At 59.8% G+C, this 26656-nt stretch carries 26 protein-coding genes; 6 read left to right on the forward strand and 20 right to left on the reverse strand.

Translation table 11 applies throughout. The features are described from left to right. Positions 1–23 precede the first annotated feature (23 nt). The 7 genes from tcuB to ybfF all read right to left on the reverse strand — a co-directional run bounded on the left by tcuB (position 24) and on the right by ybfF (position 6278). Positions 24–1163, reverse strand: coding sequence for a tricarballylate utilization 4Fe-4S protein TcuB (tcuB, locus tag ENGE1_RS13150; RefSeq protein WP_048253030.1), 1140 nt, complete (start codon positions 1161–1163; stop codon positions 24–26). Then, a complete protein-coding gene (gene tcuA / locus ENGE1_RS13155; RefSeq protein WP_048253031.1) occupies positions 1150–2553 on the reverse strand; it encodes an FAD-dependent tricarballylate dehydrogenase TcuA in 1404 nt (467 codons plus the stop codon). Before tcuA ends, tcuB begins: the two co-directional genes overlap by 14 nt. Positions 2554–2649: 96 nt before the next feature. After that, positions 2650–3576 (reverse strand): tricarballylate utilization LysR family transcriptional regulator TcuR, encoded by a 927-nt coding sequence (tcuR, locus tag ENGE1_RS13160; RefSeq protein ID WP_048253032.1) that lies wholly within the window; start codon positions 3574–3576, stop codon positions 2650–2652. A 60-nt stretch (positions 3577–3636) separates the two neighbouring features. Next, positions 3637–4095 (reverse strand): ferric iron uptake transcriptional regulator, encoded by a 459-nt coding sequence (gene fur, locus ENGE1_RS13165; protein WP_043085216.1) that lies wholly within the window; start codon positions 4093–4095, stop codon positions 3637–3639. A 311-nt stretch (positions 4096–4406) separates the two neighbouring features. Next, complete coding sequence (gene fldA / locus ENGE1_RS13170; RefSeq protein WP_043085215.1) at positions 4407–4937, reverse strand: flavodoxin FldA; 531 nt, start codon at positions 4935–4937, stop codon at positions 4407–4409. Positions 4938–5087: 150 nt separating this feature from the next. Beyond that, positions 5088–5381: a LexA regulated protein gene (gene ybfE / locus ENGE1_RS13175; protein ID WP_048253033.1), complete on the reverse strand. Its 294-nt coding sequence runs from the start codon at positions 5379–5381 to the stop codon at positions 5088–5090. 132 nt (positions 5382–5513) lie between these two features. Continuing rightward, the gene (gene ybfF, locus ENGE1_RS13180; RefSeq protein ID WP_048253034.1) at positions 5514–6278 is read right to left on the reverse strand and encodes an esterase; all 765 of its coding nucleotides are present in this window, start codon (positions 6276–6278) and stop codon (positions 5514–5516) included. Between the two features lie 181 nt (positions 6279–6459). Here ybfF and seqA point away from each other — a divergent pair, with 181 nt between their 5' ends. Then, positions 6460–7011: a replication initiation negative regulator SeqA gene (seqA, locus tag ENGE1_RS13185; protein ID WP_043085211.1), complete on the forward strand. Its 552-nt coding sequence runs from the start codon at positions 6460–6462 to the stop codon at positions 7009–7011. A 28-nt stretch (positions 7012–7039) separates the two neighbouring features. After that, positions 7040–8680 (forward strand): phosphoglucomutase (alpha-D-glucose-1,6-bisphosphate-dependent), encoded by a 1641-nt coding sequence (pgm, locus tag ENGE1_RS13190; RefSeq protein WP_043085209.1) that lies wholly within the window; start codon positions 7040–7042, stop codon positions 8678–8680. A gap of 68 nt (positions 8681–8748) precedes the next feature. Here the strand turns inward: pgm and ENGE1_RS13195 are convergent, their stop codons facing one another. Beyond that, a complete protein-coding gene (locus tag ENGE1_RS13195) occupies positions 8749–10200 on the reverse strand; it encodes an MFS transporter (RefSeq protein WP_048253035.1) in 1452 nt (483 codons plus the stop codon). A 99-nt stretch (positions 10201–10299) separates the two neighbouring features. On the opposite strand from ENGE1_RS13195, the gene ENGE1_RS13200 reads away from it, so the two are divergent. The 4 genes from ENGE1_RS13200 to ENGE1_RS13215 are packed head-to-tail and all read left to right on the forward strand — an operon-like array spanning position 10300 to position 12988. Further along, positions 10300–11106 (forward strand): helix-turn-helix transcriptional regulator, encoded by an 807-nt coding sequence (locus ENGE1_RS13200; protein WP_048253036.1) that lies wholly within the window; start codon positions 10300–10302, stop codon positions 11104–11106. A 54-nt stretch (positions 11107–11160) separates the two neighbouring features. Then, complete coding sequence (gene parS / locus ENGE1_RS13205) at positions 11161–11604, forward strand: type II RES/Xre toxin-antitoxin system antitoxin (RefSeq protein ID WP_045288665.1); 444 nt, start codon at positions 11161–11163, stop codon at positions 11602–11604. Further along, positions 11601–12059: an RES family NAD+ phosphorylase gene (locus tag ENGE1_RS13210; protein ID WP_048253037.1), complete on the forward strand. Its 459-nt coding sequence runs from the start codon at positions 11601–11603 to the stop codon at positions 12057–12059. The genes parS and ENGE1_RS13210 overlap by 4 nt, the downstream gene beginning before the upstream one ends. A 23-nt stretch (positions 12060–12082) precedes the next feature. After that, positions 12083–12988: an alpha/beta hydrolase gene (locus ENGE1_RS13215; RefSeq protein WP_048253038.1), complete on the forward strand. Its 906-nt coding sequence runs from the start codon at positions 12083–12085 to the stop codon at positions 12986–12988. Here ENGE1_RS13215 and rarD read toward each other — a convergent pair. The 12 genes from rarD to kdpF all read right to left on the reverse strand — a co-directional run bounded on the left by rarD (position 12958) and on the right by kdpF (position 26564). Beyond that, positions 12958–13842 (reverse strand): EamA family transporter RarD, encoded by an 885-nt coding sequence (gene rarD, locus ENGE1_RS13220; protein ID WP_043085201.1) that lies wholly within the window; start codon positions 13840–13842, stop codon positions 12958–12960. The genes ENGE1_RS13215 and rarD overlap by 31 nt on opposite strands. Before the next feature lie 229 nt (positions 13843–14071). Then, a complete protein-coding gene (gene ghoS, locus ENGE1_RS13225; RefSeq protein WP_043085200.1) occupies positions 14072–14374 on the reverse strand; it encodes a type V toxin-antitoxin system endoribonuclease antitoxin GhoS in 303 nt (100 codons plus the stop codon). Positions 14375–14396: 22 nt separating this feature from the next. After that, on the reverse strand, positions 14397–14570 hold the full coding sequence (locus tag ENGE1_RS26955) for a GhoT/OrtT family toxin (RefSeq protein WP_071883418.1): 174 nt from the start codon (positions 14568–14570) through the stop codon (positions 14397–14399). An 83-nt stretch (positions 14571–14653) separates the two neighbouring features. After that, positions 14654–15970 (reverse strand): putrescine-ornithine antiporter, encoded by a 1317-nt coding sequence (gene potE, locus ENGE1_RS13230; RefSeq protein WP_048253039.1) that lies wholly within the window; start codon positions 15968–15970, stop codon positions 14654–14656. After that, positions 15967–18165 carry an ornithine decarboxylase SpeF gene (gene speF / locus ENGE1_RS13235; RefSeq protein WP_048253040.1) on the reverse strand — a complete coding sequence of 733 codons (2199 nt, stop codon included), beginning with the start codon at positions 18163–18165 and terminating at the stop codon, positions 15967–15969. The genes potE and speF overlap by 4 nt, the downstream gene beginning before the upstream one ends. A 252-nt stretch (positions 18166–18417) precedes the next feature. Further along, a complete protein-coding gene (gene speFL / locus ENGE1_RS28450) occupies positions 18418–18522 on the reverse strand; it encodes a leader peptide SpeFL (protein WP_106912822.1) in 105 nt (34 codons plus the stop codon). A 260-nt stretch (positions 18523–18782) separates the two neighbouring features. Further along, positions 18783–19460, reverse strand: coding sequence for a two-component system response regulator KdpE (gene kdpE, locus ENGE1_RS13240; RefSeq protein WP_064360632.1), 678 nt, complete (start codon positions 19458–19460; stop codon positions 18783–18785). Next, positions 19457–22138 (reverse strand): two-component system sensor histidine kinase KdpD, encoded by a 2682-nt coding sequence (kdpD, locus tag ENGE1_RS13245; RefSeq protein ID WP_048253041.1) that lies wholly within the window; start codon positions 22136–22138, stop codon positions 19457–19459. Before kdpD ends, kdpE begins: the two co-directional genes overlap by 4 nt. A gap of 9 nt (positions 22139–22147) precedes the next feature. Further along, complete coding sequence (kdpC, locus tag ENGE1_RS13250; protein WP_048253042.1) at positions 22148–22723, reverse strand: potassium-transporting ATPase subunit KdpC; 576 nt, start codon at positions 22721–22723, stop codon at positions 22148–22150. A 12-nt stretch (positions 22724–22735) separates the two neighbouring features. Beyond that, a complete protein-coding gene (kdpB, locus tag ENGE1_RS13255; protein WP_048273003.1) occupies positions 22736–24784 on the reverse strand; it encodes a potassium-transporting ATPase subunit KdpB in 2049 nt (682 codons plus the stop codon). After that, positions 24781–26475: a potassium-transporting ATPase subunit KdpA gene (kdpA, locus tag ENGE1_RS13260; protein WP_048253044.1), complete on the reverse strand. Its 1695-nt coding sequence runs from the start codon at positions 26473–26475 to the stop codon at positions 24781–24783. Before kdpA ends, kdpB begins: the two co-directional genes overlap by 4 nt. After that, on the reverse strand, positions 26475–26564 hold the full coding sequence (gene kdpF / locus ENGE1_RS28030; protein ID WP_071198741.1) for a K(+)-transporting ATPase subunit F: 90 nt from the start codon (positions 26562–26564) through the stop codon (positions 26475–26477). The genes kdpA and kdpF overlap by 1 nt, the downstream gene beginning before the upstream one ends. Positions 26565–26656 lie beyond the last annotated feature (92 nt).

The following is a 26656-nucleotide window of genomic DNA, read 5'->3' on the forward strand; positions in this document are numbered from 1 at the left end:
GTTATGACAGAGGTTAAGACTCACTAGTCGCCTGCGATGCCAGGCTGCTTCCCGCGCCGCTTCTCAATTGCCCACTTGAGTAAGGCGGCGCAGCGGTAAAATCCGTGGGCAAACTTGCCGTAGGGCAGGGTCAGAAAAAGCGCCATCACCGCGCCAAGATGAACGGACAGCAGTACGCCCATCCACCCGGTGTCTCTTCCCGCCAGCAGCGCCAGACCGGTAATGCTTATCAGCAGCAGCAGCAGGATAAAACCGCGATCCATCGGCTTCTGGCGAGGATCGCCTTGCAGCGGCGAGCGCCGCATATTGAGCCACAGCAGGCCGGCCGGGCCGATAATCAGGCCGACTCCGCCCAGCGTGCCGAGGACCACCGGCAGACTAAAGAAGGGGTAGGGTGCCTCCCATCCGGCAACGTAGTGATAACCGGTTGCCACCACCGTGGCCGCAAAGCAGAGCATGAAGCCGTAGAAGGTAAAGTGGTGGAAGCGGCGGCGCATGAGCGTGAAGGCGTCATCGGCCTCGTTACAGCCCTTGCCGTGGCCGCCGTCAAGGTATTTTAGCGTCAGTGCATCGTGCGATGCCCGGGCTACATCGATGGATTCAGGCGCGCCGGGAGAGATTTCCCGCCAGAAGCGAATGACGCCCGCCATCAGCAGCCCCAGCGCGATGACAAACACGGAGCCAAACATCCAGGCGAGGAGGCTGTGGGGATAAATTTGATAAAAATCGCCGGCGAGAGGCTCATGCAGAAGGGAGCCCTTAAGCGCTATAGTCAGCAGCAGAAACAGGATCAGGCTGCAGGTCAGCGCCAGCGTCACGGCGATCCCCGCCCGGTGATAGAGCGCGCCAAACGCCGCCGGGCGGGCATAGTGCTGATACGTCTCCAGCCGGACTTCGGCCATCGCCTTCGGCACATTTATAGCAAATTCGTGGGGCGGGGCGTACTGGCAGGCGTAGAGGCAGGCTCCGCAGTTGTGGCAGAGGTTTGCCAGGTAATTGATATCGGCTTTGCCGAACTCCAGGCGCTGGGTCATGGCGGGAAAAACGGCGCAAAAACCCTCGCAGTAGCGGCAGGCGTTGCATACCTGCATCACGCGCTCAACTTCCATTTCTGGTTCGGTGAGTATTTTTGCTTCAATGATCAAGTTTTCAAGCTGTTTCACGGCGGCTCTCCTTGGTTGCTGCCTGTGCTGCCTGTTCGCCGGCAATACGGCCAAATGTCGTGCCAATCGACATGCCGACGCCGGCGGTATAGCCCTTACCGAGAACGTTTCCGGCCATCATCTCTCCGGCGACAAACAGGTTACGGCTGGGAATACCGCCGAAGTGGACGGCGGCGCGGTCGTTGACCTTCAGGCCGAGGTAGGTGAAGGTGATCCCCGGGCGCAGGGCGTAGCCATAGTAGGGCGGGGTATTCAGCGGCCGCGCCCAGTGCGTTTTTGGCGGGCTGAGATTTTCGGTCGCACAGTCGTCGAGCGTGGTGTGGTCGAAGTGGCCCGGGCGACAGGTGCGATTATAGGCGGCAATCGTAGCGCTAAATTTTTCAGGATCCAGACCGAGGAGCGTCGCCAGTTCCGGCAGGGTATTGGCCCGGGCGCCGGGAAAGACCGGCGGCATAAAGTGGCCTATCGCTTTGCTGTCGATGATGGAATAGCCTATCTGATCGGGCTGGTGGGCGACCAGACGGCCCCAGATAGCGTAGCGTTTAGGCCAGAAATCCTCACCCTCGTCGTAGAAGCGCTCGGCGTCGCGGTTGACCACGATCCCCAGCGACACGCAGTCAACCCGGGTGCAGATGCCGCCGTCGTACAGCGGCGCCCTGGCATCAATCGCCACGCAGTGCGACTGGGAGGGATCGCCGATGATATCGGCGCCGGCATCGATCATAAATTTGAGCAGCACGCCCTGGTTAAAGCGGGTGCCGCGGATAAGAAAATTATCGGCGGGCCATTCGCCGCGCGCGTTCTGTCCCCACGCGTCGCGCAGCCACGCCCGGTTTGACTCGAATCCTCCGGCGGCCAGTACGCAGGCTCTGGCCTCAATGCGCTCCCGGCCGGTCAATGCCGCGACAAACTGCCCGTCTTTCAACTCCAGCGCCTCGACCGGGGTGTCGTAGCGTATCCGGACGCCGAGCCGCTCGGCGCTGCGGTAGTAGGCGTTCACGAGGGCCTTCCCGCCGCCCATGAAAAACGCGTTGGTGCGCGCGACGTGGAGCGCGCCCGAGAGCGGCGGCTGAAAGTTAACGCCGTGCTGGCGCATCCACGTCCGGCAGCGGGAGGAGGTGCGGATCACCAGCCGGGCCAGGTGTTCATCGGTGTTGCCCTCCGTTACCCGCTGCAGATCCTGCCAGAACTCCTCTTCCGGATAGCTGTCCACCAGCACATCCTGCGGCCCGTCGTGCATACAGCGCAAATTGCGGGTGTGCTGCGAATTTCCGCCCCGCCACGCCCGGGGCGCTGCCTCAAGCAGCAGGACTGAGGCACCGCTTTCCCGGGCGGTTATTGCCGCGCACAGCGCGGCGTTTCCGCCGCCAATCACCAGAACATCGAACATCGCCTACTCCATTACGCTTTAACTTTTGTTAAATTTGTAATGTAAATGTATGCGTATTGTTTGTGTGGATGCGATGACCCATCGCTAAAGGGGGCTTTAGTTTCCGTAAAGCGTGGCGCCTGGCCAGGCGCCTGCGTGAACCAGCTGACGCATGGTTTTACTCAGGAGGACGCGCGCGGCAAGGGCTGCGGGGGTGAGTTCGCTATCATTAAGGCTGACTAAAAAATTGGGGCGGCTGAGTATCGGATTGTGGACGCCGATCACTCTCAGGGGAGTATCGCTTAGGTGGGAAATCGCGGCACCGGGCTGCAGCGTTGCGCCGAGTCCGGCCCGGACGGCGTTCATTAGCAGCGTCAGGCCATCGATTTCCGCCACGATATTCACCGCCATGCTGTGCTCCTGACAGATAGCCTCCAGCCTGCTCCTCAGGCCGTGACCGGCGCTGGGCATGATGAGCGGAATATCGGCCAGCTGCGCAGGGGCGATAGTCTCTTCGGCGACATTCGCCAGCAGTGCCGGAGTGCCTATGATGAACAGGCGTTCTTCCAGGATGGGGCTTGCGCTCCAGCGCGGCTTTTTCTCCTGCTGAAAAACCACGGCCAGATCCAGCTGACGCGTCGCGATCATCCGCGCCAGGTTGCCGGAGAGGCTCTCCACAAGATGCAGCCGCACGTCGGCATAATTTTGCTGCATCGCCGAGATAAAGGGGATCCCGAGTACGGACGCGGTACTCGGCGGCATGCCGACGCTGACGTGCCCGCTGAGGCGCGCTTCGCGGGCCGCAAGGATGGCATCATCGGCGTGGCGGATGGCAAGCTGCGCCTGAGAGTAGAATGCCAGCCCGGCGCTGGTGGGCACGACGCCACGCGAGGTTCTTTGCAGAAGGCGAATGGACAGCTCGTTTTCAAGCCGGGTCATCTGCTGGCTGAGCGCCGAGACGCCGATATCTAAATCGGCGGCGGCATGGCCCATGCTTCCGGTCTCGACAATGCGCGCGAAGTAGCGAAGCTGACGTAATTCCATACCGGCACCGGGATATAAAAAAACCAACCGCCGGGTTGGTTTCTGTTTACAGAATTGCGCTTATTTCTCTGACTTTTTGCTGTCGTGGGCGTGCTCGTCTTCGCGGCAGTCGCCTTCGGTGCAGTGGCCGTAGAGATAGAGGCTGTGGTTGGTCAGGCGAATACCGTGCTCGGCGGCGATTTCGCGCTGGCGCGCTTCGATAGAGTCGTCGCTGAACTCAATCACTTTGCCGCAGTCGAGGCAGATCAGGTGATCGTGGTGATGCTGCTGGGTCAGTTCAAATACCGATTTGCCGCCTTCAAAGTTGTGGCGGGTGACAATCCCGGCATCGTCAAACTGGTTCAGCACGCGATACACGGTAGCCAGGCCAATCTCTTCACCCATATCGATAAGGCGTTTGTAGAGATCTTCCGCACTGACGTGGTGGTTATCCGGCTCCTGAAGCACTTCCAGTATTTTTAAACGCGGAAGCGTCACTTTCAGGCCTGCCTTCTTTAATGCGGTATTGTTGTCAGTCATGCGGAATCAGTCCTGTTACTAAGCGGTACACTTCCGAAGTGGGAAGTATGACTAAGAATAAATTAAGGATAATGCGTCTCATTATAGAACTGGTGGTGCTAAATGAAAACAGTATCCCCTGAGCAAAGTATGTGTTTCAAAACGGAGCTCACGTGCCGGATGTGCAGCGAACCCCGCTAAATCAGTGGACATTGTACAGGCATGTGTCCAAAAGTTAAAAATTTGTAGCGATTATTTTGATTGCTTTTATCTATCAATCTTTTCGCCATTCATCGCCTGGATGGCGCAGCGGCGGCTGCGCCAGTCGGTTATCAGGCGTTGATGATCTCTTCCAGGTGCAGCTCTTCAGAGATCTGTTTTACCCACTTCTCTACGCGCTCGGCGGTCAGCTCCGGCTGGCGGTCTTCATCGATGGCCAGACCCACGAAGTGATCGTCGTCTGCCAGACCTTTAGACGCCTCGAAGTGATAACCGGCGGTCGGCCAGTGGCCGACAATGGTTGCTCCACGCGGTTCAATGATGTCGCGGATGGTGCCCAGCGCATCGCAGAAGTATTCGGCATAGTCTTCCTGGTCGCCGCAGCCAAACAGGGCCACCAGCTTGCCGTTGAAGTCTACCTCTTCCAGCGTCGGGAAGAAGTCGTCCCAGTCACACTGCGCTTCACCGTAGTACCAGGTCGGGATACCGAGCAGCAGAATATCGAAGGCTTCCAGATCTTCTTTGCTGCTTTTGGCAATGTCATGCACTTCGGCGACGTCTTTACCAAGCTGCTTCTGAATCATCTTTGCGATATTTTCGGTGTTGCCGGTATCGCTGCCGAAAAAAATGCCTGTGATTGCCATGAGTAAAATAACCTCTTGATACGAAATGAAATGACGGCGGAATAGCGCCCATAGATAGGCTCAATAATAGCAGGAGCTGCCGGGGGCGGGAACCGCTATCGGCCAGGACTGCACTCTCTGCTACATGAAAAGGGTTTTTTTGGCGGATTTTCAGCCGATTTGCTGGCTGCGCAGCGCGGCAAGCTGGCTCATCAAAATCTCTTCGATGAGCTCGCTGCGGCTGATGTCCCGCGCTTGCGCGAGTTCGTTAAGCGCATCGACCGCATCGGCGTTGAGCTTCAGCTCCACGCGCTTGAAGCCCTTCACTTTGTCGCGCTTCAGCTGGTTGCGCTTGTTGATGCGCAGCTGTTCGTCACGCGAAAGCGGATTGGTTTTCGGTCTTCCCGGACGACGCTCGTTTGCGAACAAATCCAGCGTTGTTCGGTCCGTTTGTTCTTTTGCCATGATTAAGAGTGACTTCGGGGAAACAAAGCGCCGGACAACCGGTCCGGCGGCGATAGCGCGCCATCATACATCAGGGAGCGGGCAGGGGCCAACGCTGCGAAGCCTGATGGCGTGCGGTCGCTCGGATTTTAATCACTCCTGCAGATAGCGGCGGATGGCGCGCAGCACGGCATCGGGTTTTTCGGCGTGAACCCAGTGCCCGGCGCCGGCGATAACGTGGGCGCGCGCCTGGGGGAACTGGGCCAGCAGATCGTCGCGGTAGGATTCCTTAACGTACGGTGAGTTGCCGCCGGGAATAAACAGCGCCGGATGGTCCCACGCCGGGATCGTTTCCCAGCCGACGATATGCGGATACTGATCCCACAGCACCGGGACGTTGAAGCGCCATTCGCCGTCGACAAAGGATTTGAGCAGGAACTGGATCACGCTCTCTTCTTTGAGATGCTGGCGCATCACCTCGGCGGCCTGGTGACGGCTGGCGCAGCCCGCCTTAGTCACGGCGTTGACGGCGGCAAAGATCTCATCGTGGCGGCGCACCGGATAATCCACCGGCGCAATGTCAATGGCGACCAGCTTCTCAACGCGCTCGGGGGCGAGGGCGGTAAAGGCCATCACCGCTTTGCCGCCCATCGAATGCCCGATGAGAATGATTTTATCGATGCCGCTGGCGTCGAGGGTATCCAGCAGATCCTGCGCCATGGCCGGATAGTTCATCTCCGGCGCGCGCGGCGACAGGCCGTGGTTACGCATATCGACTTGCAGAATATCGTGGTCCTGAACCAAGTCTCTGGCCAGGATCCCGAGGTTGTCGAGACTGCCAAAAAGGCCGTGAACGAGGAGGATGGGGGAATTATTGTGCAGGTTCTGTGCAGATTGCGCTCGGCTGTTTAATTTCATGGCAAAGTTCTTATTTAGCGTCGTCGTGTTAGGGTATCATGTTGACCATTCTGCCGCCCGGTTGCAACTATGGGAAATTGTCCTGAAATTGCGGCCACTCAGGTTTGACGCTATCCGCTGTTGGGTTTTGAACCTATAATCCCAACGACTTATATTCAGAAAAAAATCGCACCGGATTAAGATGAAAACGATCGAAGTTGATGACGAACTCTATCGCTATATTGCCAGCCACACCCAGCGCATTGGTGAGAGTGCATCCGATATTTTGCGGCGCATGCTGAAGTTTTCCGCCGCCTCCCAGGCCGCAGCGCCCGTCGCCAAAGAGGCGCCCGCCCAGGTTCCGGCCGCGGCCGCGCTGCCGGTTAAAAAAGCGGCTTCGCCAAAAGACAACGTCCGCGCCATGCGCGAGCTGCTGCTCTCCGATGAGTACGCCGAACAGAAAAAAGCCGTTAACCGCTTCCTGCTGATCCTGACGACACTTTACGCCCTGGACAATAAGGCATTTGCCGAGGCCACCGAGTCGCTGCACGGCCGCACCCGCGTTTACTTCGCCTCCAGCGAAGCGACGCTGTTGAAAAACGGCAACCAGACCAAGCCGAAGCAGGTGCCAGAGACGCCTTACTGGGTCATCACCAACACCAATACCGGCCGTAAATGCAGCATGATCGAGCACATCATGCAGTCGATGCAGTTCCCGGCGGAACTGATTGAGAAGGTTTGCGGCACTCTTTAATTAACCCTTGCATAAGAAGGACCAGGCAATGGCAACTCATCCACGTGCGGGTCAGCCCGCGCAGCAGAGTGATTTGATTAACGTCGCCCAGCTGACGTCGCAGTACTACGTCCTCAAACCGGAAGTCGGTAATGCCGAACATGCCGTTAAGTTCGGCACCTCCGGGCACCGCGGCAGCGCGGCGCGCCACAGCTTTAACGAGCCGCACATTCTGGCGATTGCCCAGGCCATCGCCGAAGAGCGTGCGAAAAACGGCGTTACCGGTCCCTGCTATGTGGGTAAAGATACCCACGCGCTGTCCGAACCGGCAATTATTTCGGTGCTGGAAGTGCTGGCGGCCAACGGCGTTGACGTGATCGTGCAGGAAAACAACGGCTACACGCCGACGCCGGCCATTTCCAACGCTATCCTGGTCCACAATAAGCAGGGCGGGGCGCAGGCCGACGGTATCGTTATTACGCCGTCCCATAACCCGCCGGACGACGGCGGTATCAAATACAATCCGCCTAACGGCGGCCCGGCGGACACCAACGTCACCAAAGTGGTGGAAGATCGCGCCAACGCGCTGCTGGCCGACGGCCTGAAGGGCGTCAAGCGCATGACCCTCGATGAGGCCTGGGCTTCCGGGCACATTAAAGAGCAGGATCTGATCCAGCCGTTTATCGAAGGGCTGGCGGATATCGTCGATATCAAAGCGATTCAGAAAGCGGGCCTCAAGCTCGGCGTCGATCCGCTCGGCGGCTCCGGCATCGAATACTGGAAGCGTATCGCTGAGTTCTACAAGCTCGACCTGACTATCGTTAACGACCACGTCGATCAGACCTTCCGCTTTATGCACCTCGACAAAGATGGCGCGATCCGCATGGACTGCTCCTCCGAGTGCGCGATGGCGGGTCTGCTGGCGCTGCGCGACAAGTTCGACCTGGCCTTCGCCAACGACCCGGACTATGACCGTCACGGTATCGTGACCCCGGCAGGGCTGATGAACCCGAACCACTATCTGGCCGTGGCTATCAACTATCTGTTCCAGCACCGCCCGCAGTGGGGCAAAGACGTGGCCGTCGGCAAGACCCTGGTCTCCTCGGCGATGATTGACCGCGTGGTGAATGATCTGGGCCGCAAGCTGGTGGAAGTCCCGGTCGGCTTCAAGTGGTTCGTTGACGGTCTGTTCGACGGCAGCTTCGGCTTCGGCGGCGAAGAGAGCGCGGGCGCCTCCTTCCTGCGCTTCGACGGCACGCCGTGGTCTACCGACAAAGACGGCATCATCATGTGCCTGCTGGCGGCTGAAATTACCGCCGTGACCGGCAAGAACCCGCAGCAGCACTACGACGAACTGGCTGAACGCTTCGGCGCGCCGAGCTACAACCGTATCCAGGCATCCGCCACTTCCGCGCAGAAAGCGGCGCTCTCTAAGCTGTCGCCGGAAATGGTCAGCGCCAGCACCCTGGCCGGTGACCCGATCACCGCCCGCCTGACCGCAGCGCCGGGCAACGGCGCCGCTATCGGCGGCCTGAAGGTGATGACCGACAACGGCTGGTTCGCCGCCCGTCCGTCCGGCACCGAAGACGCCTATAAGATCTACTGCGAAAGCTTCCTCGGCGAAGCGCACCGCAAGCAGATTGAGAAAGAGGCGGTGGACATCGTCAGCGAAGTGCTGAAGAACGCATGATGCACAAGAGGCGCCGAAAGGCGCCTTAATTATTCTCACCGTCAGCACGATGTTGTTATAGCTAAAAACTAATTATGATCGCCATAATGTTTAGCAAGAACAAATAATAGCCCACAAATAACTATGCATGATAAGAGGTTATAGAGCATTCCCGTAACGAAAGCCGAGCTGTACTGTTCGGCAAGCGTAAGCGTCTTTCCTTCTCTTAAAACTGAACCGAACAACCCGCCTACAATTGCCACGCCGAGTGCGGCACCGATCTGTTGAAGCGTCGAGATCACGCCAGACGCCATACCTGCCTGTTCCCTTTCAACAAATCCAAGAACAACGTTCAGTAGCGGGGTCATAATAAGTCCCTGGCCCGCGCCAACTGCAATCAGTATCGGGATAAGGTGAACAGGTAGCAGCGTGGAACCCGTAAGCCAGACCTGAGCAATCAGCAAAGCCGTAGAAAGAGCGTATATATGCGCACCAAACGCGATAGCCATCGTGCCCCAGCGGGCCGTCATTCGAGGTGACGCGAGCGATGCCAGAATAAAACCGATGCTGCAAGGGGCAAAAATACTACCGGCAGTAAAAGGATCCAAATCCAATCCGTTTTGCGCCAGCAGGGCGAAACAGAGAAAGAACGAACTGGATGTTGAGTAAATGAGCAGCACTAATATTGCGCTCAGGGTAAAGCGCCGCTGCGTCAATAACTGCATATCTACCATTGGTATTCCGCCAGCTTTGCGACGATATTCTTGTTGTCGATAAAACAGCGTGAGCAGCAGAGCTGCGCTACCTAGTGACCACCAGCACCATGCGGGCCAGCCTCTTAAAGGGCCTTCAATAATCGAAACAAGCAGTAGAGCTAATCCGGTGCTGATCAGCATCACTCCAGCCCAGTCCAGTTCGGTATGTTCAGGCATGCGGGATTCGGGAATATAGCGTGCAGTAAAGATGGCAAATATTCCAACAGGAATATTGACGAAAAAGATATTTCTCCAGCCAAGGCTAAACAGATCGGCTGAGACCAGCCAACCGCCCAGCACCTGACCTGCTATAGCCGCCAGTCCGAGCGTCATCCCTAGCAGAGCAAAGGCGCGGCGGGCGCGCACGGCGCTGAAGGTAGCGCGAATTGACGCGTAAACCTGTGGGAAAAGCAGGGCCGCTGCCATACCCTGCAGTACCCGCGCACCGATAATAAAAGCGGCACCTTGCGCCTGACCACAAAGCACCGATGCAAGGGTAAACCCTGCCATGCCTACGATGAAGAGCCTGCGGCGACCAAATATATCGCCAAGCCGACCACCGGTAATTAAAAACGTGCCGAAGGCGAGTTCATAGCCAGCGATGATAAAACCTATTTGAGCCATATTTACGTGCAGATCTCTCTGTATCGAAGGGATGGCAATATTTACAACAAAGAGATCGAAAATAGTTACGAAACCGGCCAGTAGCAGAACGCCTAATCCGATCCATGGAGGAGGGCTTATCGCGTCGTTCAGCTGTGAGGTGGAACTTACTTTTGCATTCATTTTGCTTGCCCATTGTAAAAGAGAGAATCATTCTCAAATTTTTATTAAAGGGTTACAATTTAACCATTTATTCTATTACCAGAAGTAATGAGGTAGTGAATGCGCACTTTGAAAAGAACCCGTACCGATCTGGCTGATTTCTTAAGGCAGCACCGCGAGCAGCTCTCGCCTGCCGACGTGGGTCTGCCGTCAGGGCGTCGGCGGCGCACTCCGGGACTCAGAAGAGAAGAGATCGCGGCCCTCGCTGGCGTGGGGTTGACCTGGTATACCTGGCTGGAGCAGGGGCGCGATATTGGCGTTTCGGCAGACTTTCTCGACAATCTGGCACGCGTGTTAAAACTTGATGCCGCTGAAAGAAGGCACCTTTTTCTACTGGCACATGAGCGACCACCGGCAGAGCCGGGTAAAACCTGGTGCGTCCTCCCGCCGATTATCAGACGTCTGATGCACGATCTCCCGCATCCTGCTTTTGTCCTTAACTTACGCTGGGACATATTGGGGTTTAATGCCTCTGCGGATGCGCTTTTTGGTTTTAGCTCTCAGAGCCCCGGGCGGCGAAACTTGTTGAGAATGCTGTTTACTGATCCGACACTCTATCAGCGCCTGGATAGCTGGAACGAGCAGGCTCCTTTGATGTTGTCGAGCTTTCGTCGCGATTTTGCTCGCGCCGTACAAGAAGCTGATATCGTTGAACTCGTTAATGAACTGGAAAAAATTTCGCCTGAATTTAAAACGTGGTGGCGGCAGTACAACATTGAAAGAGAACAGAGCGGAGTGCGTAAGCTCGTCATTGACGGCGTATCCGTGCCTTTTGAACAAACCTCGCTTACCATCGATGAGGACAGGCATTTAAGATTAGTTGTCTACGCTCGCCAGCACAATATGTGCGATCCGACCGGTGAATAATTGCTCATTTCATCCCATATGGTAAAATAAAAAAACCAAATGGGAGGGCATATCATGAAACTCTACTCACCCACCGTTACCGCCGACAAATCTCACGACCCGTGGCGCGCCGTAGGCCTCGGTACCGGCGACGGTATTGAATTAATGGGGCAGATAAGCCTCGGCCTGGAGGGCGATGTCGCACGGCGCATCTCCGAGTGGGCAGATATCACCCCGGCGGAGCTGCGCAGGATGTCCGGCATTCCCAATACCACTTTCAACCGCAGCATTAAGGCCCGCTTTACCGCCGAACAGAGCGAGCGGCTGGTGCGCATTGTGCGCGTGCTGGAGCGCGCGGTAGATCTGTTTGAAGGCGATAAGCGCGCCGCGCAGAAGTGGATGAGCGAGCCAAACCGCGCGCTGGGCTGGAAAGCGCCCGCAGAGGTCGTCTTCTCTGAAACCGGCGCGCTGGAGGTGATGCGCCTGATAACCCGGCTGGAGCACGGAGTCTACTCGTGATCTTCTACCGGCTGACCAAGACGCGCTATCTGATGAGCGCCTGGTCGGGGCAGGGCGCCCGCGAAGCCGGAGGGCGCTGGAACAGCGTCGGCACGGCGATGGTCTACCTGTCGCAGATGGCGTCGCTGACGATGCTGGAGACGCTGGTGCACCTCCAGGCCCCGCAGCTGCTGGACGCCTTCACGCTGCTCAGCATTGAGATCCCGGACGAACAGATCCAGACCCTCGACAGGCAGCGGCTGCCCGAAACCTGGTCCGGCGAAGAGGCGCCAGCCCAGCTGGCCCTGATCGGCGATGCGTGGATAGCCAGCGGCGTATCGCTGGCGCTGCGGGTGCCCAGCGCGCTCTCACCGGTAGAAGACAACTGTTTACTCAATCCTCAGCATCCTGCACTCTTCGACATGATGGCCGGCGTGAAGAGAATTCCTTTCCGGTTTGATACGCGCCTTAAATAACACCGTTAAATAATGAGGTAATCATGGATCGTCGCCAGTTTCTGACGACGTTTGCCGCCGCGCTATGTCTGAGAGCGGCCCTCTCTGAGTCTCTGGCAGCCGGGAGCGCGACCTCCATTATTCCGCTGTGGGAAGGGACGCCGCCCGGCGGCGGCGGCCCAAAGGGCGAACGCAGCATCTCAGCGCGCGGCGCGGTGAGTCACGTAGCCGTCCCGACCCTGAGCGCGCTGCGGCCGGTAAAGCCTAATGGCCGCGCGGTGCTGATTGCCGCAGGGGGCGGCTATAAGCGCATAGCGATGGCGAAAGAGGCGTGGCCCGCCGCGCAGTGGCTGGCGCAGCGCGGCTATGCGCCTTACGTGTTGTGCTATCGCCTGCCGGGAGAAGGATGGCATGATGGCAATCTGGTCGCCCTGCAGGACGCCCAGCGCGCGCTGCGCGTCGTACGCCAGCGCCACGGGGAGGTCAGCGTTCTCGGTTTTTCGGCAGGAGGACATCTGCTGGGGATGGCGGCGCTGCGCCCCGATTTTGCCAGCTATCCGCCGCGTGATGCGCTTGACCGCAGGCCCGCCTCGGCGGACGGCGCCGCGCTTATCTATCCGGTGGTGACGCTGGAAGCGCCGTATAACCATACGTCCACCCACAAACTGCTGGTGGGTAATCATCCCGCGGCGGGCGAGGAGGCGCGCTGGTCGCTGCAGACTTACGTGACGCCGCAGTCGCCGCCGCTGTTTCTGGCGCAGGCGGAGGATGACCCCGTTTCAAATCCGCAAAACACGCTGATCCTCGCCGCCGCCTGCCGGCGCGAAGGCGTCCCGGTTGGAATGCACCGCTACCGCACAGGCGGCCACGGCTTCGGCATGGGCCGACCGGGCACGCCGACAGCGGCGTGGCCCGCAGCCTACGAAGCGTGGCTGTGCAGGCGGCGGTGAGCGACGAAAGACTCCGACACGCAGAGCATCAGCCCCAGCCACACCGCGCCGAAGCAGATAAGTTCCGGGTAGTTAATCTGCTCGCCGAAAATCACTATCGCAATCACGAACTGCAGGGTCGGCTCGATATACTGCGCCAGCCCGGTGACCACCAGCGACGTTTTGTTGAGGGCGATAGCAAACAGGATCAGCGGAATGACCGTGACCGGCGCCGTCAGGATATACAGCAGATGCGGCGCATCGGGCGAAAAGCTGCTCCCGGCGCCGCTGACGCAAAAGATAATCGCCACCACCGGCAGGGCCCACAGGGTTTCCAGGGTGATGGAGGTCAGTACGTCGTAGCGGATAAACTTGCGCACCAGCCCGTACAGGGCGAAGGAGAAGCCCATCATCAGCGGCAGCAGCGGCAGGTGGCCAAGAGAGAGGATCTGAAAGGCCAACCCGCAGGCGCCTAAAAAGACCGCCGCCTTCTGAAAGGCCGACAGCCTTTCCCGCAGGAAAAGACAGCCGAGCGTAATAACAAACAGCGGGTTAATGAAGTAGCCGAGGCTGGCGTCCAGCACCTGGTGGCGGGTCAGGGCATAAATAAATGACGACCAGGAGATTATCATCAGCAGGCCGGCCAGCATGCAGCAGAAGAACGAGCGCCGGTCCCGCCACAGATCGCGAATCGGCGTTCTGTGACGCAGCAGCAGACGCGCCAGCAGCAGCAGCGGGAGCGACCAGACTACCCGGTAGATCAGAATTTGCGCTAAATCGCCGCCGGAGAGGTACTGATAAAACAGCGGGGTAATACCCCATAAAACAAAGGCCAGCACAATTGTGGCTGGCCCACTGCGCATGTTGGTTAACATATAATTCACATCCAGGTATACATATTATCCGAACACACATCGTTAAGAAATTATTGTGGCGACGATGAAAGGTTCAGCAGGGTGAAAAATAAGACATTGTGTTGCTTGACGAGTACTTACTGCTTACTTTTACGAACCTTCCTGTTCTTAAAGTAGCTGTCAGAAGCGATTATACCAACATCGCTATCGTTCAATTTATACACTCTGTGTGATTATTTCCGCACATTATTTATGCCTGCGAGGAGAAAGCCTGGGAAAAATAGTCATCGCGCGTCATTACCCGGATCTCGGGCTGAAAGTTTGGGATGATAGTGATTATTTTTTTAATAAAAACCGTGAGTTCGCTGAGTGACATAAAGCTGGCGATAGCCCAGGTATCCTTTGGCAGGGGCCTGGCGACGCCGTGCCCGTCGGCAACGACGGTAGCAAAATGATACTGCAGCAGCAGAGGAGTTAGCTTGTCATGAACCTCATTTAAGGCCTCGGAATAGGCGAAGGTGATGATAAATACGCCAAGATGTTTATGCCGCATAATATTCCTCAGAAACGTTTTATTAAAAAATGGCGAACAATAACACAACAGGAAAGCTCAGCGGCCAGGTCAGGCCGATAAATATGCTCGCCAGCAGACGCACGCTTTTTTTATCGCGGGTGAGAAACCAGGTGATCAGGCCGCATATAAGTGCCAGCGCCAGATAGATATTAACGATGATATGCCAGCTCGTCATCGGTGTCATACCCGTCGGTAAAATAGTGTGTAATCATTGCGGTAAAAGTGCCCGGCAGCGTATGCCTGCCGCCGGGCCAGTGCTTAACTGTGTTTATTCTTCAATTCGAAACGCGGGGAGATAAGTCCGTACAGCGTCCAGCCCAGGAAGGTGACGATAGCCCCGTAGAGCATCGCCTCTTCCCCGGAGGAGTAGAGTGCGTAGAAGCTGTACATCGCGCCGATAAAGGCCACGACGTTTGCCGAGCGGGCTTTACCCTGCGGCACGTTTGCCATACGCTGGATAATCGCCAGCGCCGCCATCGAAAGAATGTACGGAATGATGTTAGTCACCACGGCCAGGTTAACCAGTACGTTAAACTGACTGTTCAGCGACGGGCTAATGGTCATCAGCGACAATCCGGTCTGGATAATCACAATCACCAGCATCCCCTGAATCGGCGCGCCGGAGCCGCTTACCCGGGAGAACACTTTCGGGAAGTAGCCCTCGTCGGACGACGACTTGAACACCTGGGCGATAGTGAACTGCCAGCCGAGCAGGGAGCCGCAGCAGGACATCACCATCAGGGCCATAATCACTTTCCCGACGGCCGGGGTGAACATCTGGGCGAAGGCGAGGCCAAACGGCGCCGTCGAGTTCGCCAGATTCATGTTCGGTACGATCCCGGCAATGACGTTGGTGGAGACGATGTAAATAACCGCCGCTCCCAGCGTCCCGCCCAGCACCGCGATGGGGACGTTACGCTCCGGATTTTCCACCACGTCGGTATTGGCGCAGGCGGACTCCAGACCGAGGAAGGCCCACAGCGTCATGGCGATAGAGGAGCCCACCGCGCTGAAGAACGGTACGTGGTGCGGGTTCCAGGACGCGGCGTACATTGACGGGCTGAACCAGAACCAGCCAATAACGCACAGGCCCACGACCGGAATAATCACGCCCCACACGGTGACGCTGCTTATCTGACCGGTAATGCGCGCCCCGCCAAAGTTGGCGATGGTGCACAGCCACAGCACGCCGATAGTGGCGATACCAATCTGCACCGGACTCAGCGCGGCGCCGAACAGTTCGGTGCCGTAGCCTACTGCGGAGATGGCAATGGCGACGTTGGCGATCAGCAGCGAAACGCCGTAGGTGTAGTTGGCCATAAAATTGCCGGACTTGCCGAAGGCATACTCCGCGTAGCCGCCCATACCGCCGGATTTCTTACTGAACATCCCGCACTTGGCGAAGGCCCACGCCAGCGCCATCGAACCGACGGCGGTGACCAGCCAGGAGATGATGGAGATTGTCCCCACCTCCGCGAGTTTGGTGGGCAGCATGATGATCCCCGAGCCCATCATATTGACCATGGTCAGAATGGTGAGCTGGACGACGCCCATTTTGTTGGATGACTTGCTCATAGTGTTCCCTCATGGCGTAAGGCCGGTCCGGCGGCCTGCGGTTTAATCACGTTGCACCAGACCTGTTTACGGCCGTCGTGCTCCTGGAGGTAAACCCCCTGCAGTTCAGGCGCAAACCCCGGCAGCTGGTTGATGCTGTCCTCAAGTGCGGCGAAGTAGTGCAGCACCGAGCCGCCCCAGATCTCACCCGGGACAACGCACAGCACGCCCGGCGGGTAAGGCAGGGCGCCTTCCGCCGCAATGCGGCCTTCGGCCTGCGGCAGGGCGACAAGTTCACACTGGCCGCGCAGATAGGCATAGTTGGCCTCCTGCGGATTCATCGCCACGCGCGGGAAGTGCGCCTTGCGGAACATCTCTTTCTGCAGCTGCTTCACGTTGTGGCGGGCGTAGATATCGTGCATCTCCTGGCAGATCTGGCGCAGGGTGTAGCCGGCATAGCGCGCTTCATACTGGTGATAGACCGACGGCAGCACGTCGCTGAGCGGGGCATCGGCCTCCAGCAGTTTTTCGAAACGCACCAGCAGGGCCACCAGCTGCTGCAGTTTTGCCATATCTTCCGCCGGGGTCATCAGGAACAGGATCGAGTTGAGGTCGCATTTTTCCGGCACCACGCCGTTTTCGCGCAGGAAGTTGGCGAGGATCGTTGCCGGCACGCCAAATTTCTCATACTCGCCGGTAGCGGCATTGATCCCCGGCGTGGTCAGCAGCAGCTTGCAGGGATCGACGAAGTACTGATGCTCGGCGTAGCCCTCGAAGCCGTGCCATTTTTCGCCCGGCACGAAGTGGAAGAAGCGCAGGTCGCGGGCAATCGTTTTTGTCTCCCAGGCCTGCCACGGTTTGCCGTCAACCTGCTCGGGCACGAACGGGCGAATGTGGCGGCAGTTGTTGAGGATGATTTTTCTTGCCTCGATCGTATTCTCGACGCAGGACATCCACATATTGCGGCCCGCCGCGCCCTCGTGCATTTTGGCATTGACGTCCAGCGCGGCGAACAGCGGGTAGAACGGGCTGGTGGAGGCGTGCATCATAAAGGCGTTGTTGAGGCGCTTGTGCGGCACGTAGCGGCTCTGGCCCTTGATATGACGGTCTTTTTTATGGATCTGCGAGGTCTGAGAGAAACCGGCCTGCTGTTTATGCACCGACTGGGTCACCAGGATACCCGGATCGTTTTCGTTCAGCTCAAGCAGCAGGGGCGAGCAGTCGGCCATCATCGGAATAAACTGCTCGTAGCCGACCCAGGCGGAGTCGAACAGGATGTAGTCGCAGAGGTGGCCTATCTTATCGACAACCTGGCGGGCGTTGTAAATGGTGCCGTCATAGGTGCCGAGCTGGATGACCGCCAGGCGGAACGGCCGCGCCTCGTTGGCGCGCTGCGGCGCAGCCTCGGCGATGAGCTTACGCAGGTAGGGTTCTTCAAAGCAGTGGGCGTCGATGCCGCCGATAAAGCCGTAGGGGTTACGGGCAGTTTCAAGATAGACCGGCGTCGCGCCCGCCATCAGCAGCGCGCCGTGATGGTTAGATTTGTGGTTATTGCGGTCAAACAGCACCAGGTCGCCCGGCGTCAGCAGCGCGTTGAGCACCACTTTGTTTGACGATGAAGTGCCGTTGAGCACGAAGTAGGTTTTATCGGCGTTAAACACTTTAGCCGCGTGCTGCTGGGCGCTGCACGGCGCGCCTTCGTGGATCAGCAGATCGCCCATCGCCACGTCGGCGTTGCACAGGTCGGAGCGGAACAGCGTCTCGCCGAAGTATTCGACAAACTGGTTGCCGGCCGGGTGGCGGCGGAAGAATTCACCGCCCTGGTGGCCGGGGCAGTCAAAGGCGCTGTAGCCTTTATTCACGTAATCTACCAGCGCGCTGAAAAACGGCGGCCGCATCTGGGTTTCATATTTGTGAGCGGCGGCTTCAAGCTGGCGGCCGTAAAAGTCATTGCGGGTTTCGTCGTGCTCGAAAACGCCCTGAATGCGCGGCAGATAATGGTCAGGCACCACCTGATCTTTATTAATGGCGATAAATACCGGCAGGTCGTAGCCGGTGGCGTCTATTTCATCGAGCTTGCCGCACTCTACGTCTTCAATTGAGAGGACGGCAGCGGCGATATCAATAAACTGCGTGGCATCGGTATGCACCGTGCTTCGCTGAGTCATAAAGCAATTTGGACAATTGCGGCTAACGGCTATTTTTAATTCTGACATTTTTCATCTCTTTAATTCAGGTAATAGCAGGCCCTCAATTTCCATCAGGGGAAATTGACTATTCCGGATAAAAAGCAATACTCAGTCGCTGATAATAAAATCAGGATATTACTTTTCAGGTGTAATAAATCCGCTCAGCCCGGTGACTGATTAATAACAGGATTTATAGAGACGAGTGCGCGAGTCTACAGGTAACAACCTGTATGAAGTATAGGAACGACCTGTACGCTGAGGCACCCGTAGTCAGAAAGACTATCGGGCGTTAAAGAAGTGAAAATCAAAGCTGTTGCGGTGAGAGAACATCATAAGATGCGTTGTTCGCCTGATATGAGGCATTCTTCGGCTGTTATTTTCCATAATATTTACCTTCATCACTTATTTTTGAAAGCGAGGCTATTTTAACGCGCGATAAATCATGAAACGTGATCCAGATCCGATAAGTAGCGCCTAATATAAATAATTGATGTAAATATTCCAATAGCTATGGATTATTTGAGTGAATGTTTTTGATATGTTAAATGAGTGTTATTTTGAAATTTAATGGCGCAACAAGAGGCTATAATTTATACATATTGTGGGGCAGAGAAAGGGCGATAAAATAAATAATGAATAATTATTCATAGCATAAAACGATAACCGATACCGGTTTCAGTTAATAAATGCCGGGGGCGCGCCGGATCTATTTCCAGCTTCTGCCGAAGATGTCCCATATATATGCGCAAATAGTGACTATGTTCGACCGCATTGGGGCCCCACACCTGGCTCAGCAGCTGGCGCTGGGTGAGCACCTTGCCATGATTATTAAGCAGCACCGCCAGCAGGCGAAATTCGATAGGCGTCAGGTGGATCGCCTCCCCGTCGCGCGAAATGCGGCGGCTGGCAATATCAACCTCAATACCGGAGAAGCTGTACTGCGGCTGACTCTGTTCACTGCCGCCCCGGCGGCGCAGGGCGACCCGCAGGCGGGCCTGCAGCTCGCCGATGCCGAAGGGCTTGCTGAGATAGTCGTCGGCCCCGGCGTCGAGGGCGGTAATTTTATCCGCTTCTTCCGCGCGTGCGGAGAGCACGATCACCGGCACCTGGCTCCACTGGCGGAAATCGCGGATGAACTCAACGCCGTCGCCGTCCAGCAGGCCGAGATCGAGGATCACCAGGTCCGGCTTGCGGGTGGCCGCCTCCAGCAGTCCGCGCTGCAGCGTTTCTGCCTCAAACACCCGCAGGCCGTCCCCCTCCAGCGCGCTGCGCAGGAAGCGGCGAATCGCCTGCTCGTCTTCAATTATCAGTACGTTTATCACGCGTCCTCGGTAAAGTCGTCCAGCGCCGGCGGGATCTCCGGCGGCAGGGTGACCACAAAGCTGGCCCCGCCTGCGGGCCGGTTATGGGCGCTCAGCGTGCCGCCGTGGACCTCAACAATCGCCTGGCAAATCGCCAGCCCCAGCCCCACGCCGGGGATAGCGGACTCTTTATGGCCCCGGGCAAATTTAGCAAAAATCGCCTGCTCCTGACCAGCCGGAATGCCGGGACCGCTGTCCCACACTTCAATACGCAGCTGTTCAGGCTGGCCAGCGGCGCGAATGCCGAGCTGCGCGTCGGGCCCGGCGTACTTGACCGCGTTTTCCAGCAGGTTGATCAGGACCCGTTCAAACAGCGGACCGTCAACGTGAATCAGGGTCAGCGGATCGCCGAGGCTGAGGGCGATGTGCCGCCCGCCGAGCCCCGGCTCGAGGGTGCGGATAGCGCTGCCTACCACCTCTTCAAGGGTCAGCCACTCCTTGCGTAAATTAAAGCCGCCGGACTGGATCCGCGCCATATCCAGCAGGTTATTCACCAGCCGGGCGGTATTGAGCACGTGCTGGCGAATTTCGCTGGCCTGGGCGGCGTGCGGCGAACCCGCCGCCGCCAGATCGAGGGTGAGGATCTCGGCCTGGCCGAACAGCACGGTCAGCGGCGTGCGCAGATCGTGGGAGAGGGCGGCCAGCAGGGCGTTACGCACGCTCTCCCGCTCGCTCGCCAGCCGGGCCTGCTCTTCGCTGCTGGTCAGCGCCAGGCGCTCCAGGGCGCTGGCCACCAGCAGGGTGCAGGTCTCCAGCAGCCGCTGCTGCTCGGGGATCATTAGCTGGCGGCGGTTGCCCGGTTCGACGATCAGCACGCCGTGGATTTTTTCCGCCGTTTTCAGCGGCAGACTGAGCCAGGGAACGCCGGGCAGCGTATCGGTTCCGGCCCCCGCAGGCTGGCCTTTGTCGAAGCTCCAGCGGGCGATCGCCTCATCCCAGCCGGCGACCGCAGCGCCCTCGGTCAGCGGCGCCAGCCGATCCTCGCCGTCGGGCAGCAGCAGCAGGCTGCGGGCGTGAAACGTCGACTGGATAAAGGCTTCGCTGGTGGCGGCGATATCCCGGGCGCTGCGCCCGCGCGCCAGCGCTTTTGACATCTCATACAGGTGGCGGGTGCGCTGCTCGCGGTAGCGCGCCACCCGCGCCTGGTAGCGCACGCCCGCCGTCAGATTGCCGATCGTTAGCCCCACGGTCAGCATCACGCCGAAGGTCAGCACGTACTGCACGTCGGAGACGGCGAGGGTGCCGCGCGGGGCGATAAAGAACAGATCGAAGCTGACCACGTTAACCACCGTCGCCAGCACCGACGGCCAGCGGCCGTAGCGCAGGGCGACAATCACCACCCCCAGCAGATAGAGCATCACCAGGTTGGCGGCATCGAAGGCGGTGAGGAACTGGCTGGCGACGAGGGTTATCAGGGCGCACAGGGCGAGGGCGACGCCGCAGCCGCGCAGCTGGGCGCGCCAGCGGTCGTGCCAGGGGCGCATATCGCTACTGCGGCCGGGATAGGGCGGGCGCTCTTCGAGAGCGACAATCACCAAATCCAGATCCGGCCCCAGCCGCGCCAGCCGGTCGGCAAAAGAGGCCCGCCGCCACCCGCGCTGCGGGCGGCGGCCAATAATGATTTTGCCGAGGTTGTGCTCCCGGGCATAGCGCAGAATGGCCCTGTCTTCCTGCGGATCGGCGAGGGTCGCGGTTTCCGCGCCCAGCTCCTGGGCGAGGCGCAGGGCGGCGAGAATGCTGCGCCGCTGGTGCTCCGGCAGGCGGTGCAGATCGGGCGTTTCCACATAGACCGCGTGCCAGGCGCTGCCGAGCTTTGCCGCCAGCCGGGCGGCGGTGCGCACCAGCTTCTCGCTGCCGCCGCCGTGGCCGACGCAGAGCAGGATGGCGTCGCGGGTGTGCCAGACCTTCTCTTCGCCCTGCCGGTCGCGCCAGTCGCGCATCTGCGAGTCCACCCGGTCGGCGGTGCGGCGCAGGGCCAGCTCGCGCAGGGCGATCAGGTTGCCCTTGCGGAAAAAGTGTTCGATGGCGCGCTCGGCCTGGCCGCCGATATAGACTTTCCCTTCGCGCAGGCGCTGGCGCAGATCGTCCGCCGGCAGGTCCACCAGCACCACGTCGTCGGCGGCATCGAAGAAGGGATCGGGCACGGTTTCGCGCACCCGAATGCCGGTCACGCCGCTCACCACATCGTTGAGGCTTTCCAGATGCTGGACGTTAACCGTAGTGAAAACGTCGATGCCCGCCTCCAGCAGCTCTTCCACGTCCTGCCAGCGTTTGGGATGGCGCGAACCGGCGGCGTTGGTGTGCGCCAGCTCGTCCATCAGGATCAGCGCCGGGCGGCGGGCGAGGGCGGCGTCGAGGGCAAACTCCGTCACCTTTCGCCCGCGGTGATGCTGGCGCCGGGGCGGCAGCGTCGCCAGGCCGTCGAGCAGCGCCGCCGTTTCCCGGCGGCCGTGGGTTTCCACCACGCCCACCACAATATCGAGCCCCTGCGCCCGCAGGCGCTGCGCCTCGCTGAGCATGGCGTAGGTCTTACCGACGCCCGCGCAGGCGCCGAAAAAGACTTTCAGTTTTCCCCGGTGGCGGCGTCCGGCGTCGGCCAGCAGGCGATCGGGATCGGGACGAAGGGGATCGTCGGTCATGCTCGGTCCTTAGGGTTGCTTCAGGCCGTCCAGCGCCTGGTTCAGCTCAACAATATTCACTACCGGCTGGCCGATAAATCCGACCAGCGGCGTCTGGGTGTGGCTAGCCACCAGCGCCGCCACGGCCTGCGGGCTGAGATGGCGCGCCGCCGCCACGCGCGGAATTTGCCAGCGCGCGGCCGGCGGCGTAATGCCATAGTCCAGCCCGCTGGCGGAGGCGGTAATCAGCTCCACCGGCACGGCGCCCTGCGCCTGCGGGTTCTCTTTTCGCAGGTCGGCTATTCGCGCCGCCAGCAGCGTATTCAGCGCCGGATTGCTGGCGGCCAGATTACTGCCGCCTGACGCCAGTGGATTATAGGGGCTATCGGCGGTAGCGGAAGGGCGGCCGTGAAAATATCCGGCCGCGGTAAACTGCTGGCCGATCAGCCGGGAGCCGCGAAGTTCGCCGCTGCTGATGATAAGAGAGCCGTTCGCCTGGTCCGGAAACGCCGAGCGGGCAACCAGGGTGGTGATCAGCGGGTAAACGCCGCCGGTCATCAGGGTCAGAAACAGTAAAACAGACAGGGCGGGGCGCAGTATAGCCATGGGGATATCCTCTTAAACCAGGCGCAACAGAGTCAGGATCAGGTCGATAAGCTTGATGCCGATAAAGGGCACCAGCAGGCCGCCGAGACCGTAGATCCACAGATTGCGGCGCAGCATTGCCGCCGCCGACAGCGGCCTGTAGCTCACGCCGCGCAGCGCCAGCGGGATCAGGAAAATGATGATCAGCGCGTTGAAGATAACCGCGCTGAGAATAGCCGACGCCGGGGAGTGCAGATGCATCACGTTCAGCGCGTTGAGCTGCGGATAAGTCGCCGCGAAGGCCGCCGGAATAATGGCGAAATACTTCGCTACGTCGTTGGCGATGCTGAAGGTGGTCAGCGAGCCGCGGGTCATCAGCATCTGCTTGCCGATATGCACCACCTCAATCAGTTTGGTGGGGTTGGAGTCGAGATCCACCATATTACCCGCCTCTTTGGCGGCCTGGGTGCCGGAGTTCATCGCCACCGCCACGTCCGCCTGCGCCAGCGCCGGGGCGTCGTTGGTGCCGTCGCCGGTCATCGCTACCAGCCGGCCCTCATTCTGGTACTGGCGAATCAGCGCCAGCTTGGCCTCCGGCGTCGCCTCGGCGAGAAAGTCATCCACGCCCGCTTCGGCGGCAATGGCGGCGGCGGTCAGGCGGTTATCGCCGGTGATCATCACCGTCTTGATGCCCATTTTGCGCAGCTGGGCGAAGCGCTCTTTAATGCCGCCCTTGACGATATCCTTGAGGGCGATAACGCCGAGCACGGCGCTGCCGTCAACCACCACCAGCGGCGTACCGCCTTCCCGGGCGACGCTTTCCACCAGCTTATCCACCTGCGGCGGAAAGCGGCCGCCGTTGGCGTCGACGTGGCGGCGAATGGCATCCGCCGAGCCCTTGCGGATCATCCTCGCCTGGACGTTGATGCCGCTCATGCGGGTCTGGGCGGTAAAGGGCACGAAGGTGGCCTGCAGCCCCTGCAGATCGCGCTCGCGCAGGTTAAAGCGCTGCTTCGCCAGCACCACGATGCTGCGGCCCTCCGGCGTTTCGTCCGCCAGCGAGGCAAGCTGGGCGGCGTCGGCCAGCGCCCGCTCCTCGACGCCGGGGGCGGGCAGGAAGGCCGACGCCTGGCGGTTACCGAGAGTGATGGTGCCGGTTTTATCCAGCAGCAGCACGTCCACGTCGCCCGCCGCCTCCACCGCGCGTCCGCTGGTGGCGATGACGTTGGCCCCCAGCATCCGGCTCATCCCGGCAACGCCGATGGCGGAGAGCAGGCCGCCGATAGTGGTCGGGATCAGGCACACCAGCAGAGCGACCAGCACCGTGACGCTGACCGGCGTACCGCCGTAGGCCGAGAAGGGCCAGAGGGTGGCGGTGGCCAGCAGGAAGACGAGGGTCAGCGCCACCAGCAGGATGGTCAGCGCGATCTCGTTGGGCGTTTTGCGGCGCTGCGCGCCTTCCACCATCGCAATCATCCGGTCGAGGAAGGTTTCGCCCGGATTGACGCTGCAGCGAATGACCAGCCAGTCGGAGAGAATGCGGGTACCGCCGGTGACGGAGGCGAAGTCGCCGCCCGATTCGCGGATCACCGGCGCGGACTCGCCGGTAATGGCGCTCTCATCGACCGAGGCGCCGCCCTCAATCACTTCGCCGTCGCAGGGGATAATGTCTCCGGCCTCGACCAGCACAATATCGTCCTTGCGCAGTTCCTCGCTGGGGACGCGATCGACGGCGGCGTCGTGCTGCGGCGCGCGCAGCTTGCGGGCAAAGACGGTTTTTTTAACGCCCTTCAGGCTGCTGGCCTGGGCCTTGCTGCGGCCCTCCGCCAGCGCTTCGGCGACATTGGCGAACAGCACGGTGAACCACAGCCACAGGCTGATGGCCGCCGTAAAGCCGGCGCTGCCGGAAAGCTGGCCGGCGGCCATCGCCGCGGCCAGCAAGGTGGTCAGCACGCTGCCCAGCCAGACGATAAACATCACCGGGTTGCGCCACTGCACCTGCGGGCTGAGCTTTTTCACCGCGTCCAGCAGGGCCTGGCGCACCAGGGCTGGCTCAAAAAGCGCCGATTGATGACGACTCATAAATGCTGCTCCTGAAGCAGAGAAAGGTGCTCCGCGACTGGCCCCAGCGCCAGGGCGGGAATAAAGGTGAGGGCGCCCACCAGCAGGACGGTGCCGATAAGCAGGCCGACGAATAGCGGTCCGCTGGTCGGCAGGGTGCCGGGCCCCGCGGGCTGGCGCTTTTTCACCACCAGCGAACCGGCAATCGCCATCACCGGGACAATTACCGCGAAGCGCCCCAGCAGCATGCAGACCGCCAGCAGACAGTTCCAGAACGGCGTGCTGGCGCCGAGGCCGGCAAAGGCGCTGCCGTTGTTATTGGCCGCCGACGACACGGCGTAGAGCACTTCGCTGAAGCCGTGGATGCCGGGATTGAAGATCCCCGCGCGCCCGGCATCGGTCATCATTGCCAGAGCGGTGCCGAGAAGCACCAGCGCCGGGGTGACGAGGATCGCCAGCGCGGTCATTTTCATCTCGCGCACGTCGATCTTTTTACCGAGATACTCCGGGGTGCGCCCGACCATCAGTCCGGCAATAAACACCGCCAGCAGGACGAACAGCAGCATGCCGTACAGCCCGGAGCCGACGCCGCCGAACACCACCTCGCCAATCTGCATCAGCCACATCGGCACCATGCCGCCCAGCGCGGTGAAGGAGTCGTGCATGGCGTTGACCGCGCCGCAGGAGGCGGCGGTAGTCACTACCGCAAACAGACTGCTGGCGAGGATGCCAAAGCGGCTCTCTTTGCCCTCCATATTGGCGCTGCTGTCGGCGCCCAGCTGCAGAAAGTGCGGATTGCCGCGCAGCTCCGCCCACATCACCGCCGCCGCGCAGACCACGAAGATCACCGACATTGCCCACAGCAGGGTGCGCCCCTGGCGCGCCTCTTTCACCGCCTCGCCGAAGGCGAAGCACAGCGCCGCCGGGATCAGGAAAATGGCCAACATCTGCAGGAAGTTGGTCAGCGCGGTGGGGTTTTCAAACGGATGCGCGGAGTTGGCGTTAAAGAAGCCGCCGCCGTTGGTGCCGAGCATCTTGATAGCCTCCTGTGAGGCGACCGGGCCCATCGGCAGCACGCCTTTTGCCCCTTCCAGGGAGATAAAGTGCTGGTAAGGAAGCAGGTTCTGCAGGGTGCCCTGCTGCACCATCACCAGGGCGATAATCAGCGCCAGCGGCAGCAGCAGCCACAGGGTAACGCGCACCAGATCCACCCACGCGTTGCCGAGGGTGTCAGCGCCGCGGCGGCAGAAGCCGCGGATCAGCGCGAAGGCTACCGCAATGCCGGTGGCGGCAGAGAGAAAGTTCTGTACCGTCAGGCCGACCATCTGGCTGAAACAGCTGAGGGTGCTCTCCCCGGCGTAGGCCTGCCAGTTGGTATTGGTGACAAAGCTGATGGCGGTATTGAGCGCCAGGTCCCACGACAGGCCGGGCAGCCGCTGCGGGTTGAGCGGCAGCAGGTGCTGGAGCATCAGCAGGGCAAACAGCAGGACGATCCCCGCCGCGTTGAGGGCGAGGATCGCCAGCAGATAGCGCCGCCAGCCCATCTCCTGCTGACCGACGCCGAGCAGCCGCCACAGACCGCGCTCGATGCCTGCGGTGCCGGGCAGCGGTTGATTGGCGATCATCTTCGCCAGCACGCCGCCCAGCGGTCGCGCGGCAATAAACAGCAGCAGCAGAAAGCTGCCGATCAGTAAAAATGCCTGGGCCGCCATCAGAAGGCCTCCGCATTGATCAGGGCATAAACCAGATAGCCCAGTAACAGGAACACCAGCGCGATGCCGGTTATTACGCCTGCGGTCACAGTCCACCTCCCGGTGTGTAATGAGATACGCAAAAGGTAGGTTTTTCCGTGCAAAGATTTCGCAAAAAAGGCGGGCAGGGATGTAAAAAAAG

It is taken from the genome of Pluralibacter gergoviae ATCC 33028 = NBRC 105706, assembly GCF_001598855.1.
Classification (GTDB): Bacteria; Pseudomonadota; Gammaproteobacteria; order Enterobacterales; family Enterobacteriaceae; genus Pluralibacter; species Pluralibacter gergoviae.